Origin of the sequence: Capnocytophaga sp. oral taxon 902 (assembly GCF_013394735.1) — a bacterium.
Classification (GTDB): Bacteria; Bacteroidota; Bacteroidia; order Flavobacteriales; family Flavobacteriaceae; genus Capnocytophaga; species Capnocytophaga ochracea.
The window spans coordinates 2,033,964-2,051,008 of sequence record NZ_CP058261.1 but is presented as its reverse complement, the minus strand read 5'-3'; the positions used below and the strand labels follow the sequence as shown (position 1 = coordinate 2,051,008).

Here is a 17,045-nt window from a genome sequence, read left to right as displayed (position 1 = left end):
GTAGTATATACATTTGATAAATGTTATGAACAAACTACAAGCGTTATTTATAGTACTATTGTGTAGTGCCTGTTTTACTTATGCACAAAAGCCATCTCGTATTGGCTATGTGGATATGGATTACATATTATCACACCTCGAAGATTATAAAGTAGCAAGCCAGCAGTTTGCCTTACAAGTAGAGCAATGGGAGGCTGAAATAGCCAAACGCCAAGAAAAGATAAAGGCTGAAAAAGATAAGTTAGAAGCTGAGAAAGCTTTACTTACTCCCGAGCTTATCAAAGATAAAGAAGAAGAAATAGCTCTGTTAGAATACAACCTGAATGCTATAAACAGCAGAAGTTTGATGCTAAGGAAGGAGAGTATATCACCCAAAAGTTTATGCTTGCTAAGCCTATCCAAGACCAAGTGTTCAATATAGTGCAAGAGATAGGCAAGATGCGTAAATACGACTTTATCTTTGAAAAGAGTGATGCCACTATGTTATTCTCTAATGAGCAACATAACTTGAGTAAAGTAGTGCTTCGTGCCTTGAAGAAGAAAGACAATGCCGAAGATAGGAACAAAGATATGGCTCAGCTCTTAAAAGAAAGCTATGATTTTGAGTTTGTAGAAGAACGCGTTAAGAAACGTAAAGAAGCTGAAAAAGCTCGTGAGCAACGCCGAGTACAATACGAACAAGAACGTTTGCGCAAAACTGAAGAAATGAAGCAACAGCGCGAACAGCTCAAAGCAAAACGCGAAAAAGAGCAAGCCGAGCGTCAGCAGAAGTTTCAACAAGAACGAGATGCTCTTAAAGCGCAACGCGAAAAAGAACAAGCTGAACGTGTACAGAAGTTCCAACAAGAGCGCGATGCTCTTAAAGCACAACGCGAGAAAGAGCAAGCTGAGCGCCAGCAGAAGTTCCAACAACAGCGCGATTCTATAAAAGCACAACGCGACAAAGAGCAAGCCGAACGCCAACAGAAGTTACAAGAACAGAAAGAACAGCGTGAGAAGGAAATAGCTGAACGCCAAAAGAAACTTGAAGAACAAAGGGTGCAACGTGAAAAAGAACAAGCCGAGCGCCTTAAAAAACAACAAGAGGCGAGAACACAAACGCCTACAACAAATCAGTAAAAATTTTTAAATAACTAATATTACAAACAGATGATGAGAAACATTAGAACGTTGATGATTGCATTGGCTCTATTCTTAGGAGCTACTACAATGCTTACTGCACAAGTGAAAATCGCTCATATTGATGTGCAAAAACTTTTAGAAGAAATGCCTGAAAGAAAATCAATAGAGTCACAATTAAAGAAAATGGAGCAAGGATATATGAACGATATTCAAGCAGCTATAAAGAATTGCAAGCTAAGGCTCAAAAGTATCAGAATGAAGCTGCTGCTCTTACAGAGGCACAACTTAAAGCTCGTGAAGCAGAATTCTCAAAAAATCAGAGGAAATTAAAACTATGGAAGAAAATATCCGTAAAACACAACAAACTGCTGCTGAGAATTTACAGAAAAAGCAACAAGAATTGGTAGAGCCATTGCTTAAAAAGGTAAAAAGCTCTATTGAGAAAATTGCTAAGCAAAGAGGACTTCAGTACGTATTGGATTCAAGTGCAGGCTCAAGCGTGATTGTAGCTACAGGAGATGACCTTTACAGTACAGTTAAAAGGACTTAGGATTTTAGTTCGTAGATTTTTAAATTATTAGATATTTTTTCTTATGAAAAGTGTTCGTAAGTGAACACTTTTTTTTATTTTTGCAACTGAAAAGAACCTTATTTTAAATGACTCACTCAACATCACGTACAGCACCTATTGGTTTGTTTGACTCTGGAGTAGGGGGGACTACTATTGGAAAGAAGTAAACGCACTAATGCCTAATGAGAACACCTGTTTATAGCAATAATAAAAATGCTCCTTATGGTGAGAAGACTAAGGAGGAAATCATTGCATTATGCGATGCCAATACGCGTTTTCTGTTAGAAAATAATGCAAAAATTATAGTAGTAGCGTGCAATACGGTACTACCAATGCTATATCGTATTTGAGGAATAAATATAAAGAAGTACCTTTTATAGAATAGAACCTGCTATAAAACTGCGACTGTATTGCACGCTACTACTATAATTACCCGTATTGCACGCTACTACTATAATTTTTGCATTATTTTCTAACAGAAAACGCGTATTGGCATCGCATAATGCAATGATGCTTTTATTATCTGCTATAAACAGGGTGTTCTCATTAGGCATTAGTGCGTTTACTTCTTTCCAGATAGTAGTCCCCCCTACTCCAGAGTCAAACAAACCAATAGGTGCTGTACGTGATGTTGAGTGAGTCATTTTAAAATAAGGTTCTTTTCAGTTGCAAAATAAAAAAAAGTGTTCACTTAGCGAACACTTTTCATAAGAAAAAATATCTAATAATTTAAAAATCTACGAACTAAAATCCTAAGTCCTTTTTAACTGTACTGTAAAGGTCATCTCCTGTAGCTACAATCACGCTTGAGCCTGCACTTGAATCCAATACGTACTGAAGTCCTCTTTGCTTAGCAATTTTCTCAATAGAGCTTTTTACCTTTTTAAGCAATGGCTCTACCAATTCTTGTTGCTTTTTCTGTAAATTCTCAGCAGCAGTTTGTTGTGTTTTACGGATATTTTCTTCCATAGTTTTAATTTCCTCTGATTTTTTGAGGAATTCTGCTTCACGAGCTTTAAGTTGTGCCTCTGTAAGAGCAGCAGCTTCATTCTGATACTTTTGAGCCTTAGCTTGCAATTCTTTAATAGCTGCTTGAATATCGTTCATATATCCTTGCTCCATTTTCTTTAATTGTGACTCTATTGATTTTCTTTCAGGCATTTCTTCTAAAAGTTTTTGCACATCAATATGAGCGATTTTCACTTGTGCAGTAAGCATTGTAGTAGCTCCTAAGAATAGAGCCAATGCAATCATCAACGTTCTAATGTTTCTCATCATCTGTTTGTAATATTAGTTATTTAAAAATTTTTACTGATTTGTTGTAGGCGTTTGTGTTCTCGCCTCTTGTTGTTTTTTAAGCGCTCGGCTTGTTCTTTTTCACGTTGCACCCTTTGTTCTTCAAGTTTCTTTTGGCGTTCAGCTATTTCCTTCTCACGCTGTTCTTTCTGTTCTTGTAACTTCTGTTGGCGTTCGGCTTGCTCTTTGTCGCGTTGTGCTTTTATAGAATCGCGCTGTTGTTGGAACTTCTGCTGGCGCTCAGCTTGCTCTTTCTCGCGTTGTGCTTTAAGAGCATCGCGCTCTTGTTGGAACTTCTGTACACGTTCAGCTTGTTCTTTTTCGCGTTGCGCTTAAGAGCATCTCGTTCTTGTTGAAACTTCTGCTGACGCTCGGCTTGCTCTTTTTCGCGTTTTGCTTTGAGCTGTTCGCGCTGTTGCTTCATTTCTTCAGTTTTGCGCAAACGTTCTTGTTCGTATTGTACTCGGCGTTGCTCACGAGCTTTTCAGCTTCTTTACGTTTCTTAACGCGTTCTTCTACAAACTCAAAATCATAGCTTTCTTTAAGAGCTGAGCCATATCTTTGTTCCTATCTTCGGCATTGTCTTTCTTCTTCAAGGCACGAAGCACTACTTTACTCAAGTTATGTTGCTCATTAGAGAATAACATAGTGGCATCACTCTTTTCAAAGATAAAGTCGTATTTACGCATCTTGCCTATCTCTTGCACTATATTGAACACTTGGTCTTGGATAGGCTTAGCAAGCATAAACTTTTGGGTGATATACTCTCCTTCCTTAGCATCAAACTTCTGCTGTTTATAGGCATTCAGGTTGTATTCTAACAGAGCTATTTCTTCTTCTTTATCTTTGATAAGCTCGGGAGTAAGTAAAGCTTTCTCAGCTTCTAACTTATCTTTTTCAGCCTTTATCTTTTCTTGGCGTTTGGCTATTTCAGCCTCCCATTGCTCTACTTGTAAGGCAAACTGCTGGCTTGCTACTTTATAATCTTCGAGGTGTGATAATATGTAATCCATATCCACATAGCCAATACGAGATGGCTTTTGTGCATAAGTAAACAGGCACTACACAATAGTACTATAAATAACGCTTGTAGTTTGTTCATAACATTTATCAAATGTATATACTACTTTTTAGCCTTCTCTTTTCATAAAAGAAAATATCGTGCCAAAAATTAGAATTGTTGTCCAAAAATAAAGTGTGTTTGCCAGCCACTGCGGCTATTGCTATTGGCAGGGTTATCGAAACCATACCCGAAGTCAATACCCAGCATACCGAACTGTGGCATAAAGAGTCGCAATCCTAAACCTGCTGAACGCTTAATCTGGAAAGGATTAAAGTTCTCTAATCCATTGTGTACATTACCTCCTTCGGCAAATACTAAGCCATAGATAGAAGCCATTGGTTTAAGAGTAATAGGATAACGCAATTCCAGAGAGAACTTGTTAAACACAGTCTCGCCATCATCGGCGGAAAGGGCATAGTTTTCATACCCGCGCATTTGTATGTTTTCACGTCCGTCCATAGAGTAATAGCCTAAGCCATCGCCTCCCATAAAGAAGCGTTCAAAAGGTACTATACCACGTTTGCTGTTATAAGCTCCCAAATAACCAAAATCAGCACCAAACTTTAATACAAATTTACTGTAAATATTGGTATACCAAGCTGAGGTAAACTTGAGCTTATAAAACTCTAACCAGTGAAAACGCTCTTGGTCTATCTGTGCTATTCTTTCAGAATCGCCGTTATTAGATGCTGTTTCACGTTCTTCAAGCAGTTTGCCATAATCTACCTTATTGAACAATGAGTAAGGAGGGGTAAGTTTCGCACTAATGGTAAAACTACTTCCTGACATTGGATAGATAGGGTTAGGACCACTTGAGTTACGCGATAACGAAATGGTATAAGCTAATGAATTAGAGTTACCATCTTTAAAAGTAAAGAGTCCTAAATTAGGATAATTCTTCAAATCATAATGCTGATAGCTTAAAGTATGAGCGATTTGGAAATAATCATCGGGGACTCTCAAACGTTTGGCTAAACCTACGTTTATTCCTGTGATATACACACGTTTACTCCTATCTACATCATAGCTCCTGTAACTATACCCGAACTGTTCGGTTCTACTGAATGACACTGAGAACTGCACAGGCTGTTTACCTCCCATCCAAGGTTCGGTGAATGAAAACCCATAAGTACGGTAGTACCTACTTATTTGGAAACTGAGTGATAGTGCTTGACCGTCGCCCATAGGCACTGGGCGATAGGCTTTGGGGTTGAACAAGTTGCGAATAGAAAAGTTATTGAATGAAAGGGCAAGTGTACCTATGAATGAGCCTCCACCATACCCTCCTTGCAACTGCACTTGGCTTGAACCTGTTTCGGTGAGTTTATATTCTATATCTACGGTTCCTGCATTAGGGTCGGCATTTTTAAACTCTGGATTGATGTTTTGAGCATCGAATAGTTGCAACTGTCCTAACTCACGAACGGTACGCACTACGGCATCTTTGCTATATAGATAACCAGGACGTGTGCGCAACTCGCGATAAATTACATAGTCGTTAGTCTTTTCGTTACCTGTTACTGATATTTTATTAAAATAAGCAGGCTTCCCTTCTACCACGCGTATTTCGAAATTGATAGTATCATTTACCACTGAGGTTTCTACAGGGTGTATTTGCGAGAAGAGATAACCACTATTTTGATATAAGTTGGTTATATCTTCGGCATCGGGTTTGGTATTGTCTTGAATGCGTTTTTTGAGCAATACTCCGTTATATACATCGCCTTTTTTGATACCCAATACTTGATTGAGCACACGGTCGTTATAGACTGAGTTTCCTAAGAAGCGGATATCACCGAAATAATAACGCTTTCCTTCTTCTACTGCTATTTTAAGACTTACGTTACCGTCTTTATTTTTAATAAGCGTATCGTTTACCACACGAGCATCGCGATAGCCTTTTTCTTTATAGAAATCTACGAGGTTTGTTAAATCTTCGTCGTAGTCTTTCTTAACATATTTGGAGCGTTTCCAGAAACGACCGAAACGCACTTGTTTTGTTTTTTTAAGCTTCTTGCGCAACTTGGCTGAGGTAAATTGCTGATTGCCTTCAAAAGTAATTTTATCGACTTTTACCTTATTACCTCTATCGATGTGAATGAGCATATCTACACCATTGGCATCGGTAGTATCTATTTTGGTATCGATGGTTACTTTGGTATTGAGATAACCATCTTTTCGATATTTATTAGTGATATAGTTTTTAGTATTAGCAATAAGGCTTTCGTTTACCTTTATTCCTTTTTTAATTTCGGCATCTTTAAGGAGGGTTTCTGCTTTTTTCTGTCCGATACCTGTTACTTTTACATCGACTAATGAAGGTGTTTCTTTGATAGCTAACTCTAAGAATACGGTATCACCTTCTACACGCTTGATATAAATATTAATATCGCTAAACAACTTATAGCCCCATAGCTTATGAATGATGGAGCTGAATTTTTCACTGGGGATTTCGATTACATCACCTACTTTCAAACCCGAAGTAGTAAGGATAGTTTGTTCGTTATAACGTTTTGCACCAGTAACTTCAATGCCACCAATTGTATATTTTCTTCCTTTTCCTAATGATATTCTGTCTTCTTCTTGTGCATTTACAAGGCTTACAAAAGCCAAGAAAGCAAGCAATAAAAATTTTTTCAGCATAGTTTTACGTAAGTTGTTCGCTTGTTTTTCCAAATCGTCTTTCTCTACTTTGATAGTTTGATAGGGCTTCTTCTAAGTGTTTTTTTGTGAAATCAGGCCATAATACTTCAGTAAAATAGAGTTCGGCATAGGCTATTTGCCATAATAAAAAATTGCTGATGCGCTCCTCACCGCTGGTGCGGATAAGTAAGTCTACATCGGGTAAGTCGTAGGTGTATAGGTGTTCTTGTAGTGTTGTTTCGGTAATTGTATTAGCAATAAGTGTGCCTTCTTTTACTTTTGCTGCAATTTCTTTTATAGCAGTTAGGATTTCTTCACGTGCTCCATAGTTGAGGGCTAAGGTAAGGGTAAGCCCTGTATTGTTTTTGAGTTTATCGATAGAAGCAAGTAGGGCTTCGCGTGGTTTAGGAGGGAAACGGTCTAAATTGCCAATGGTTTTGAGGCGTACATTATTCTTGTGCAAATTATCAACTTCCTTTTTCAGGAACTTTACTAATAGTTCCATTAAGGCTTTTACTTCTAAGGCGGGTCGTTTCCAATTTTCGGTAGAAAAGGCAAAAAGGGTGAGGTATGGAATACGGTGTTCCACACAATATTCCACTACTTGTCGCACAGTTTGCACTCCCTTTTCGTGACCATAAGCTCTGAGCAGACCTTGTTTTTTTGCCCAACGCCCATTACCGTCCATTATAATAGCCAAATGCTTTGGATAGTTTGTAATCTCCATTGGTTTCAAGTGAAATTATCTACAATAGCAAGGCCATTCGCCGAAGGTGTAGGTAAGGGTAAGACCTGAGAAGGCGTACCAGTCGTAACTTCTTCCTATGTTACCGAATGTAAAGGATTTTCTTTCGGGCGCACTACCATCGACGTTGTTAGTAAGGGCAAAACGGAAAGCTACTTCACCTCCTAAAACAAGCCTTCGAGTGATTTTAGCTTTAAAACCAAAAGCTACGGGCACAGCCACATCGAAGTCGCGACGTGTAGTATCGGTAGCTTCAACGGGTTTGGGAGAGGAGGGGTCGAAGTACAAATCGTCGTGCCAAAGCCCAGCTATACCTACGAACACATAGGGGGTCATAGGCATATCGAGCAAATTGCCGATTCTGTAGCTAAAGAAATTGAACTCGGTGCCTACTGCCAAATCGGTAATATCACTTGAATAAGCGAACCCTCGGTTGCGTTTACCAGGGATATCGGACTGGACGTCGTTAGCTCTAAGTTCGGACTTAGTAACCTGCACACGAACTGCCATACGTTCGTGGAAATTCCATTTATATATCCCACCAAAAGCGATTTTGTTAGGATATAAATAATAGGTTCTACCAACATCTGAAATGGGGTTGCTTCCACCTAAGAAAACACCGATTTCGTGTTGCTGTGCCGATGCCATATGCATCGCCAATAGTATCAATGTAATGTGTATAAATCTGTACATACGCTATTCTATGCAAGGCGCAAATATACGTGTTTTATATGAAATAACATTTATTATTTCCTATTTTTTTATTTCGGATTTTTTAATTAGCTGTTAAAATTCTTTATATATCATTGATTATTAACACGATATAAGTATATTTATTTTTATAAAGAATTATAAGTTATCGGGGGTGATTTGTGAAAAGTGGATAGATGAAAGATGCTTGTGAGTAGGTAGCAAGAAGTACCTTTGGTTGCTCTGTGAGACATCTGACGGATTTTTAATAAACCTTAAACGGAACTACAGTGGCTCTACAGTGGCTCTACAGTGGCTCTACAGTGGCTCTACAGTGGCTCTACAGTGGCTCTACAGTGGCTCTACAGTGGCTCTACAGTGGCTCTACAGTGGCTCTACAGTGGCTCTACAGTGGCTCTACAGTGGCTCTACAGTGGCTCTACAGTGGCTCTACAGTGGCTCTACAGTGGCTCTACAACGAAGACTAACCGAAGATCAATCGAATAGTAACTGAACACTGATTGAACTTATGGTGCTACTATCTGCTCATATCACTGGTTCTACTTTTTAGACTTATCGGGCATAAAATAAGTAACGTGAGCTCGATGTAAAATAGCGAACGAATACTCGGAGTGGGGTATGCGAGAGATTGTGTTTCAGAAATTAAACAAAATTGATTTCAAAATTAAAATAGCATCAAGACTGCGCCTTGTGAAATAACAATGCAAGATTCAACTTTGCCAAAGGTCGTAGCACGAGGGGCAATTAACTTTGGCAAAGTGTATACCGCAAAAAAGACTCATCATCAGAATTATTTATCAAACTGATATTAACTTTTAATTTCGTGTGTTTGCTCTAATTGACAAATTGGCAGGTTTGTAGATTGGTATTATTTTTGTAGTTTTGCACCCTAATTAAAAGAAAAAATTGCTATGGCAAACATCGAAAAAATAAAATGCCTAATTATAGGCTCAGGTCCTGCGGGCTATACTGCCGCTATTTATGCCTCTCGCGCTAATCTTAACCCTGTGCTTTATCAAGGCGAACAACCTGGCGGACAACTCACTACTACCTTTGAGGTAGAAAACTTCCCGGGATATCCTGAGGGAGTAATGGGTAGCGAAATGATGATGCAGTTAGAGCAACAAGCTAAACGCTTTGGGGCTGATATTCGCAACGGCTGGGTGACTAAGGTAGATTTTTCGGCTCGCCCACACAAAGTATGGGTAGATGACCAAGAGCTCCACGCTGATGCTGTGATTATCGCTACGGGTGCTTCGGCTAAATACTTAGGTTTACCCTCAGAACAGCACTATTTGCAAACAGGAGGAGGCGTATCGGCTTGTGCTGTGTGCGACGGTTTTTTCTACCGCAATCAACACGTGGCTATTGTAGGGGCAGGCGACTCGGCTTGTGAGGAAGCGCTTTACTTGGCAAACCTCTGCTCGAAAGTAACAATGCTGGTGCGTCGCGATGAGTTCCGCGCTTCACAAATTATGAAGGAACGCGTGCTCAATTCGCCAAAAATAGAAGTGCTTTTCAATACTGAAACTGAAGAGATATTAGGTGACGGACAAGTAGTTACCGGCATTAAAGTACGCAACAACAAGACAGGGGAGATAAGCGAAATAGCTATCACAGGTTTCTTTGTAGCTATCGGTCACAAACCTAATACCGATGTGTTTAAACCTTATATCGATACTGATGAGGTGGGCTATATTAAGAATGTAGCGGGCACTTCGCTCACCAATGTAGCAGGGGTGTTTGTAGCCGGTGATGCTGCCGACACGCGCTACCGCCAAGCTATTACCGCAGCAGGTTCGGGCTGTATGGCAGCGTTGGACGCAGAGAAATACCTTCTTACTCTTGAATAGCTAAGAGGTAAGAGATATGAGATAAGAAAGCGCGATGTTTAGAATAATAAACATCGCGCTTTGCTATTTAACCTGCCAGTTATCGCTGGATTTGTTTCTTACTTTTTACCTTTATCGTAAACTAAGCTTATGGTTGATAATTCTATCCATATAGTCTTGCATAAAGGCTTTTAAATCTTTAATACCTTTTTGTATTTCGGCATTGTCTTCTTTGCCCAAGAGATTGTTTTTGAGAGCACCGTCTTCTTTCTTGTACACTCCGTTTACGTTGCCTGTTTCGTCGATGATATAGATGTAATTACCTTGCATCATTTGGTACATAAGCGCATCGGAGATAAAAGCGCGAGGCGTTTCATCAGGAAGATTGGCAAACACACTGCGCCCCCAAGAGCGGAAAGGCTTATGGTAACCCATTAGGTCTACTAACGAAGGATAAATATCTATTTGCTGGGCAATATCTGAATTTACACCCTTTGGCACTAAATTAGGATTAGGACTGTAGAACATAATTGCCGCTCCTTTGCCTGTAATAGGCTCTTTGTAAAGGTCGTAATAAGTTTGGTTAGGGTGGTCATTGACGAAAGCAAAGATAGTATTGTTATACCAAGGTTGTTTTTTAGCACACTCAAAGAATTGTTTGAGAGCGTAATCGGTATAGCCAATACATTGGTGAATTTCTAAGTTGCCTTTAGGGAATTTGCCCTCATATTGCTTAGGAATTTGAAAAGGGTGGTGGGAGGAGAGTGTGAAAATAGTGCCTAAGAAAGGTTGTTTCTTTTGAGAATAAGTCCTGCACATATATTGGAAAAAAGGTTCGTCCCAAATTCCCCAGTGACCATCGTCATCAGCATCGTTATTGTACTCATTTTTACCATAGTAATGGTCGAAACCTAAGATATTAGAAAAACCTAAGAATCCCATAGAACCATTGGGTGCTGAATGGAAGAAAGAGGTATCGTAGCCCATTTCTTTAGCGATAGACACCAAAGACTGTGTGGGTTGTTTCACATAAGGTGATGAGGTGTAAGCGACTTGAAAAGAGGGAATTCCTGCCAACATTGACGACATTCCGTGTATAGACTGACGCCCTGTGCAATAAGCATTGTCGAGCACAAGTGAATGTTGTGCTAACGAGTCTAAGAAGGGAGTATACGACTTAAAGTTAGGAATATGGGTTTTAGTATTCATACAGCCCCAATACTCTTTACCGAAACTTTCTAAAATAAAGAGGACGACATTGGGCTTGGTAGCTACTTCGCGGTTGTACTGCTTAATAGGTTTTAAACTCTCATTGATGTAGGCTTCATCTACAAAGTGATATTCTTTAAATCCTTTGTTCTTACCGATACTGCGAATGAGACAAAAAGGTGTGTTTAGTATCGCATCAGCCTGAGGAGCTGTATTTACGTGTCGGCTAGCATCGAGCATATTGATAGGGCGCGTATCCGAAGTAAAACCACCGCCTCGTATAGCCATCATTATCAGAGTACCGAAGCCTAAGAAAAATACAGCAGACCAACCAAAATAAGATTTCTTTTGAGCAATAGGCACTTCGACGTTTTTCACGCGTTTATAAAGGAAAACCCAAAGAGCTATCAGTAAAAAGAAGCCTACGAACATATACCAATAGCCTCCTAAAAAGCTACTGAATATTTTCATTTTGTTGTTTTCGTGTTCTATAACTGCAAACGATGCCGAAGTAAGGCGAGACTTGCTAAAAGGGTAGTATGCCATATCAATAAAATTGGTGGCATAAGCAATCGTATTAGGTATAAAGTACGACCAAAAAACTACTTTCTGAAATTTCTTATGGGTATTTACCCACAAAGGTAGTAAACTGAGCAGTATGAACAGCAAATTAGTGTACATTATAGCACAGTTATCAAACGCCAATCCATAATAGAAAAGGTCGGATGTGTTATAATCACCCATCACTCCGCGATTCATATAGATAAACAAACCACGTGCAATGGCATAAAATAAGTATACCAAGAAGATACGGTATAAGAAAACTACATATTCTCTGATTCTCATTGTATTTAATTTTAAGTGAATTGTAATAGCAGAATTATAAAGGCTAATACGCACGAAGCGATAAGTACACCACGTGCGCGTTCGTTTTCATAACGATTGATAAAAAAGAAGAAGATAGCAAGGTCTAACAGGGCTCCTAAGAGTATGAGTTTCCCTAAATATCTCTTGTAATAGGCATCTTGCAAGGTAGTAGCAATACTAAATTTAGAGAAAATAAGCACATAGGCTATCACCCCTATTACGTTTACAACAATACCTGCTATAAAACCAATGATTTGGTCTTTGCGTTTTTGATTTATATTTAAAAATCCCATTGCTTTAACTCTTGAATATTTTGGTGAGCCGTAAGGTCGAATTGAATAGGCACTACTGAAATGTAGCCGTTTTCGAGAGCCCATTGGTCAGTATCAATACCTTGGTCTTCATTCACAAAAGTACCTGTCATCCAGTAGTACACTCTCCCTTGCGGGTTCACACGTTTGTCAAAACTTTCTATCCAGCGCGAACGTGCTTGACGGCATACTTTTACGCCTTTTATTTCTTCCTTCTTGATATTAGGTATATTCACATTCAGCACTGTCCCTTTGGGCAACCCATTAGCGAGTACTTTTTCAGCAATACTTTTGATATAAGAGCGCGCTTGCGAAAAGTCGGCATTCCAACTGGAGTCTAATAATGAAAAACCAATAGCAGGAATACCCTCAGTACCCGCCTCGATAGCAGCACTCATCGTTCCTGAATATATCACGTTGATAGAAGCATTGGAACCGTGATTGATACCACTCACACAGAGATCGGGCAGACGACCGTTCAACACTTCGTGTTTGGCTATTTTCACACAATCGGCAGGTGTACCACTACAAGCGTATTCGCGAGTAGCTCCGTTATGTGAGGGCATAGGGTCGCAGTACATAGTAGTATCGAGGGTAACGGCGTGCCCTTTACCGCTCTGAGGCGAATCAGGGGCTACTACCACTACTTCGCCTAATTCTTTCATTATGTCTATCAGATAACGGATACCAGGAGCGGTAATACCGTCGTCGTTTGTTACTAATATTAAAGGTTTTTGCATACTAAAAAGTAAAGACGCGTTTTGTAGTCGCGTCTTTACGATGTGCAAAAGTACACAAATTTTAAATAAAAGCAATATTACATATGAAAAATATATATTTTTACATCAGTTGGATTTCATCTACAAACAATAAGGCTGGTGTGCCTTTACCCTCGTGCCATTCAGGGATTACAGTACCTTTGAGCACTACTTTCACATAGCGAGTTTTAGTTTTAGCAAAGTTCAAACTGATAGGCACGCGCTTGATAGGGTCGGTCTTCTGGGCTATCTTCAAAGGTTGCTGAGTGATGAGCTGAAAGTTTTTTCCATCAGCAGAGCTGTAAATAGCGACTTCTGAGGCGGGAAATATCCAGTTAGGCGTATCGGACAAAGAACCTGTTTTGAGATTGCTAATTTCTTCTTCTTTACCTAAATCGATTACTGCTTCTACTCCCACTCGACCAGGAAAGCCCACCCAATGCCCATCGATATAAGAATCTTCACCTATTTGGGCATCTACTAAGGCAGTAGCCCCTCCAAAAGTGTATTTAGGATTAGTTTCAGTGAGTAATTGTATAGGCTTGTAAGTAGCCTTATTAAATAACGACTGGTAGCTAAACACTCCGCTTATAGTATCTTTATGCACAGCTACTGCTTTTAACAGCACCTCGTTGCTGAGTTTGATAGGCTGGGTATAAAGCGTTTTGGTAGCATCAGGAGTAGTGCCATCGGTGGTGTAGTACACCTTGCCATCGCCTACGGTAAGGAGTTCTACCTGAATACCATCTTTCTTAGGAGCGGGCTGAATAACAGGGGTAACACCCAAGACGTGTTTGGCATAATGATATCCTTCTTTTTGATAGTAATTGAGTAAGTTGCCTAAACGCTTCAAAAAATCAGCATAGTTCTTTTTCTCTGGGGCTGTCCATTGTACCTCAGCTAAGGCAGCCAAACGCGGCAAGAGCATATACTCAGCGTGTGCAGGACTCGCGATGTACTCTGTCCACAAATTAGCTTGTGCTCCTAAGATGTATTTACCTTGTTCGGGAGTGAGTTTAGGGTCGATAGGTTCGTAGTCGTACACCTTTTTCACGGGGAGGTATTCGCCTATGGACAGTGGTTCTTTACTAGGGTCTTCGCCTTGGTTATAGTCGAAATACAAACTGTAATGCGGGGTCATAATAGCACGGTTGTGGCGTTGTGCTGCGGCTATACCTCCTTCGGTACCTCGCCACGACATTACAATCGCGTCTTGTGAAATGTTATCTCCCTCCAAAATCTCGTCCCAGCCTATTACCTCTCTACCTTTCTTCTTGAGAAACTGCTCTACGCGCGATACCACATAGCCTTGTAGTTTCTGTTCGGCAGTGTGTTCAGCGTCGCCTTTTAAGCCCAATGCTTTAATTTTGGCCTGACATTTAGGGCACTCTTTCCAACGTGTTTTAGGACACTCATCACCTCCTATATGAATATATTTAGAGGGGAAAAGTTCGGTAATTTCGTCGAATACGCCTTCTAAGAACTCATAAGAAGCCTCATTGCCAGCGCAAAGTACATCGTCGAACACGCCCCATTTGGTACCTACTGCATAGTCCTTGCCTGTACAACCCAACTCAGGGTAAGCCGTGAGCACAGCTAAGGTATGTCCAGGTATATCTACCTCGGGAATAATCGTAATATAGCGGTCTTGGGCGTATTTTACAATCTCTTTAATCTGTTCTTGGGTGTAGAACCCGCCATAAGGTTTGCCATCAAATTGGTGGGGTTTATCTTTGAGCAAATGCCCAATAAGCGTTTCTTTGCGTGTTGAACCTACCTCAGTAAGGCGAGGGTATTTTTTGATTTCTATACGCCACCCTTGGTCATCGGTGAGGTGCCAATGGAACTTATTAAGGTTATGAAGTGCAAGTATATCAATGTACTGCTTGATAAAATCTACTGTAAAGAAATGCCTGCTCACATCAAAATGCATTCCCCGATAGGCAAAGCGAGGCGCATCGTCTATCACAGCCGTAGGGAACGCTAAGGATTTAGGTTCTGTTACGTCAATCGACTTGCGCAAGGTTTGTATGCCGTAGAACACACCTGCGGGACTTGCTCCATCAATAGTAATTTGTTCACTTGTTACGGTAAGTTGATAAGCCTCTTGGTTAGTTTTTTTAAGGTCGGTTTTAAGACGAATAACCTTCCCACTATTTACATTGGGCTCAGTGGTAAGGGGTAGCCCTGTGATTTCTTTAAGATAAGAGGCGAGGAATTGGGCATTCCTTTGTAGTAAGGTATCACCTTGTGGATAGGTAATCACGGTTTGGGCATCGAGCTCAAAAGGTTTCTGATGGGTATAACTAATGGATTGTGGTAGCGGAATTACCTCGTAATGAATTACAGGCTCAGTGCTTTTACAAGCCATAAGACATAGCGTTACTAAACTAAATATAAGTTTTTTCATTGGTGGTGGTTTGATTTTTAATATTTAATAGTTGGGATATATTGTGCTCTATAGAAAGTAAAAGGCAACATAAAAGAACGTTTTATGGTGGGTGTTTCGTTGCGGTCAGTAATGATAATTTGTTTTTTGGTACTCAACGTGATTAGTAGCAAGTCCTCACCTATAAATTGGGCATTGCTACGGTTTGATGAGGATAAATCTTTGGGAAGAGCTACTGCCATAGGAACTGTTACTGTTTTGCTTTGTTCATTCACTTTATACAAAATAGCTCTCGAGCCAGTATCGGAATCTGATCGCGCATTGTCAATCACTAACACCTCGTTAGGTGCTTTCGGGTTGGCACAGTGCATTCCGTGAGTAAAGTATTTTTTCTCAGGTTTTATGGTGCCATTTTCGCCTATGCGATATAGTAACTTCCCTGTTTTACCGTCAATTTTCCAAAGTTCTCCATAACGATTAAACGTCATATAGTAATTACCTTCGCTATCGTAGTTAAAGGAGTTGGCGTGTAGCCAATCTTTTTTTACCCCTTGTATTTTTATATTAGGGTCGGTAGTGGGGTCTACATAATCAAAACAACTCCATTGCTGGGTGATTTCCCCTCTTCTATTCATAATCACAAAACCATCACCCTTTACAATATCGGTAGTTGTACCGCCTTGTGCAGTGAGGTCGAAAGTTTTATCAATATAGGTTACTAATCCTATACTGCCATCGGGCATAGGGCGACACTCGTGATGCACTTCCCGTCCGTTAAGTGCAGGAACAGTAGCAAAGTCTTTTTGAAATACTACCTCCCCAAAGAGGTCTATAATTTTAATACTTTTAGCATTGAAAGTATAAGGACTTCCAACGGGGTAAGCAGGATTGGTAAGAATGTAAAACTGCTGACGCTGTGCATCGTAATTTACGACCAAAGGCTCTTCGGGCACTTGCTCATACCATACTACTACTCCTTTAGTATCTGTCAGATAGATAGCTTTTGTACCATTCATACGGGCATTTGCAAAAAAATAACCGCCTATATCTTCTTTTAGGTCGTCTATCAGTAATGTTGCATTAGGAAGGAAAGCCTCCACACTTTTTGTCTTAAAAGTTTTCACTGCCGACTTATCTCCTTTCTCGGTAATGATTTGGCAACTGTATTGCCTATCGGGTTTGAGGAACAATAGCGTTTTACGTTCTATTCCTTTGCCCTGGTAGGTATTGGTTTGCTGTACTTGTTCCGGATGGTTCACTTCCCAATAAGCTATATGGAAGGACGTTTCCCCGCTGAAAGTCGCAGTTACTTCCGCGCGAAGGTTATTCGTCTTACTCAAAGACACCTCAAAATCGGTAAGATTACTCTGATACGGAGGGGTAAAAGGGTCTTCTTTTTTAGGGGGAATAGGGTCTTCTTTCTTAGGGATAAAAAGTTCGTCTTTTTTACAAGAAACTGATACCCCCCCTATGATTAAAAACAAAATAATAATCGATTTTCTCATATTTTAAATCTTTCTTGTTCCTA

Annotated in this window: 13 protein-coding genes and 4 pseudogenes; 5 read left to right on the top strand and 12 right to left on the bottom strand. The window is 39.9% G+C overall.

Annotation, left to right across the window (positions count from 1 at the left end):
* Nucleotides 1-25: 25 nt before the first annotated feature.
* The 3 pseudogenes from HW278_RS08835 to HW278_RS08825 form a co-directional block, all read left to right on the top strand.
* Nucleotides 26-1,119, top strand: a pseudogene (locus HW278_RS08835) (OmpH family outer membrane protein).
* 30 nt (nucleotides 1,120-1,149) lie between these two features.
* Nucleotides 1,150-1,672 (top strand): annotated as a pseudogene (locus HW278_RS08830) (OmpH family outer membrane protein).
* Between the two features lie 107 nt (nucleotides 1,673-1,779).
* Nucleotides 1,780-2,092 (top strand): annotated as a pseudogene (locus HW278_RS08825) (glutamate racemase); the annotation flags it as partial.
* Here the strand turns inward: HW278_RS08825 and HW278_RS08820 are convergent.
* The 7 genes and pseudogenes from HW278_RS08820 to HW278_RS08795 form a co-directional block, all read right to left on the bottom strand.
* Nucleotides 2,092-2,337: pseudogene (locus tag HW278_RS08820) on the bottom strand (glutamate racemase); the annotation flags it as partial. The pseudogenes HW278_RS08825 and HW278_RS08820 sit on opposite strands and share 1 nt — an antisense overlap.
* A gap of 100 nt (nucleotides 2,338-2,437) precedes the next feature.
* Complete coding sequence (locus tag HW278_RS08815; RefSeq protein ID WP_016479699.1) at nucleotides 2,438-2,971, bottom strand: OmpH family outer membrane protein; 534 nt, start codon at nucleotides 2,969-2,971, stop codon at nucleotides 2,438-2,440.
* A gap of 220 nt (nucleotides 2,972-3,191) precedes the next feature.
* Nucleotides 3,192-3,413, bottom strand: a complete 222-nt coding sequence (locus HW278_RS12905; protein ID WP_255493587.1) for a hypothetical protein — start codon at nucleotides 3,411-3,413, stop codon at nucleotides 3,192-3,194.
* A 91-nt stretch (nucleotides 3,414-3,504) separates the two neighbouring features.
* Nucleotides 3,505-4,002, bottom strand: coding sequence for an OmpH family outer membrane protein (locus HW278_RS12900; RefSeq protein WP_255493586.1), 498 nt, complete (start codon nucleotides 4,000-4,002; stop codon nucleotides 3,505-3,507).
* Nucleotides 4,003-4,160: 158 nt separating this feature from the next.
* Complete coding sequence (locus tag HW278_RS08805; RefSeq protein ID WP_178977584.1) at nucleotides 4,161-6,695, bottom strand: outer membrane protein assembly factor; 2,535 nt, start codon at nucleotides 6,693-6,695, stop codon at nucleotides 4,161-4,163.
* 4 nt (nucleotides 6,696-6,699) lie between these two features.
* The gene (locus HW278_RS08800; protein WP_178977583.1) at nucleotides 6,700-7,422 is read right to left on the bottom strand and encodes an isoprenyl transferase; all 723 of its coding nucleotides are present in this window, start codon (nucleotides 7,420-7,422) and stop codon (nucleotides 6,700-6,702) included.
* A gap of 15 nt (nucleotides 7,423-7,437) precedes the next feature.
* Nucleotides 7,438-8,133 (bottom strand): DUF6089 family protein, encoded by a 696-nt coding sequence (locus HW278_RS08795; RefSeq protein WP_034554165.1) that lies wholly within the window; start codon nucleotides 8,131-8,133, stop codon nucleotides 7,438-7,440.
* Between the two features lie 287 nt (nucleotides 8,134-8,420).
* On the opposite strand from HW278_RS08795, the gene HW278_RS08790 reads away from it, so the two are divergent.
* Nucleotides 8,421-8,618, top strand: a complete 198-nt coding sequence (locus tag HW278_RS08790; protein ID WP_220389373.1) for a hypothetical protein — start codon at nucleotides 8,421-8,423, stop codon at nucleotides 8,616-8,618.
* Nucleotides 8,619-9,062: 444 nt separating this feature from the next.
* Nucleotides 9,063-10,004, top strand: a complete 942-nt coding sequence (gene trxB, locus HW278_RS08785; RefSeq protein ID WP_178977582.1) for a thioredoxin-disulfide reductase — start codon at nucleotides 9,063-9,065, stop codon at nucleotides 10,002-10,004.
* 111 nt (nucleotides 10,005-10,115) lie between these two features.
* Here trxB and HW278_RS08780 read toward each other — a convergent pair whose 3' ends face one another.
* The 5 genes from HW278_RS08780 to HW278_RS08760 form a co-directional block, all read right to left on the bottom strand.
* The gene (locus tag HW278_RS08780) at nucleotides 10,116-12,038 is read right to left on the bottom strand and encodes an LTA synthase family protein (protein ID WP_178977581.1); all 1,923 of its coding nucleotides are present in this window, start codon (nucleotides 12,036-12,038) and stop codon (nucleotides 10,116-10,118) included.
* A gap of 11 nt (nucleotides 12,039-12,049) precedes the next feature.
* Entirely contained in the window at nucleotides 12,050-12,352 is a 303-nt protein-coding gene (locus HW278_RS08775) for a hypothetical protein (protein WP_009411254.1), read from the bottom strand.
* Complete coding sequence (surE, locus tag HW278_RS08770; RefSeq protein ID WP_178977580.1) at nucleotides 12,340-13,110, bottom strand: 5'/3'-nucleotidase SurE; 771 nt, start codon at nucleotides 13,108-13,110, stop codon at nucleotides 12,340-12,342. Before surE ends, HW278_RS08775 begins: the two co-directional genes overlap by 13 nt.
* A 100-nt stretch (nucleotides 13,111-13,210) precedes the next feature.
* On the bottom strand, nucleotides 13,211-15,538 hold the full coding sequence (locus tag HW278_RS08765) for a family 20 glycosylhydrolase (RefSeq protein WP_178977579.1): 2,328 nt from the start codon (nucleotides 15,536-15,538) through the stop codon (nucleotides 13,211-13,213).
* A 17-nt stretch (nucleotides 15,539-15,555) separates the two neighbouring features.
* A complete protein-coding gene (locus HW278_RS08760) occupies nucleotides 15,556-17,022 on the bottom strand; it encodes an aryl-sulfate sulfotransferase (RefSeq protein ID WP_178977578.1) in 1,467 nt (488 codons plus the stop codon).
* Nucleotides 17,023-17,045 lie beyond the last annotated feature (23 nt).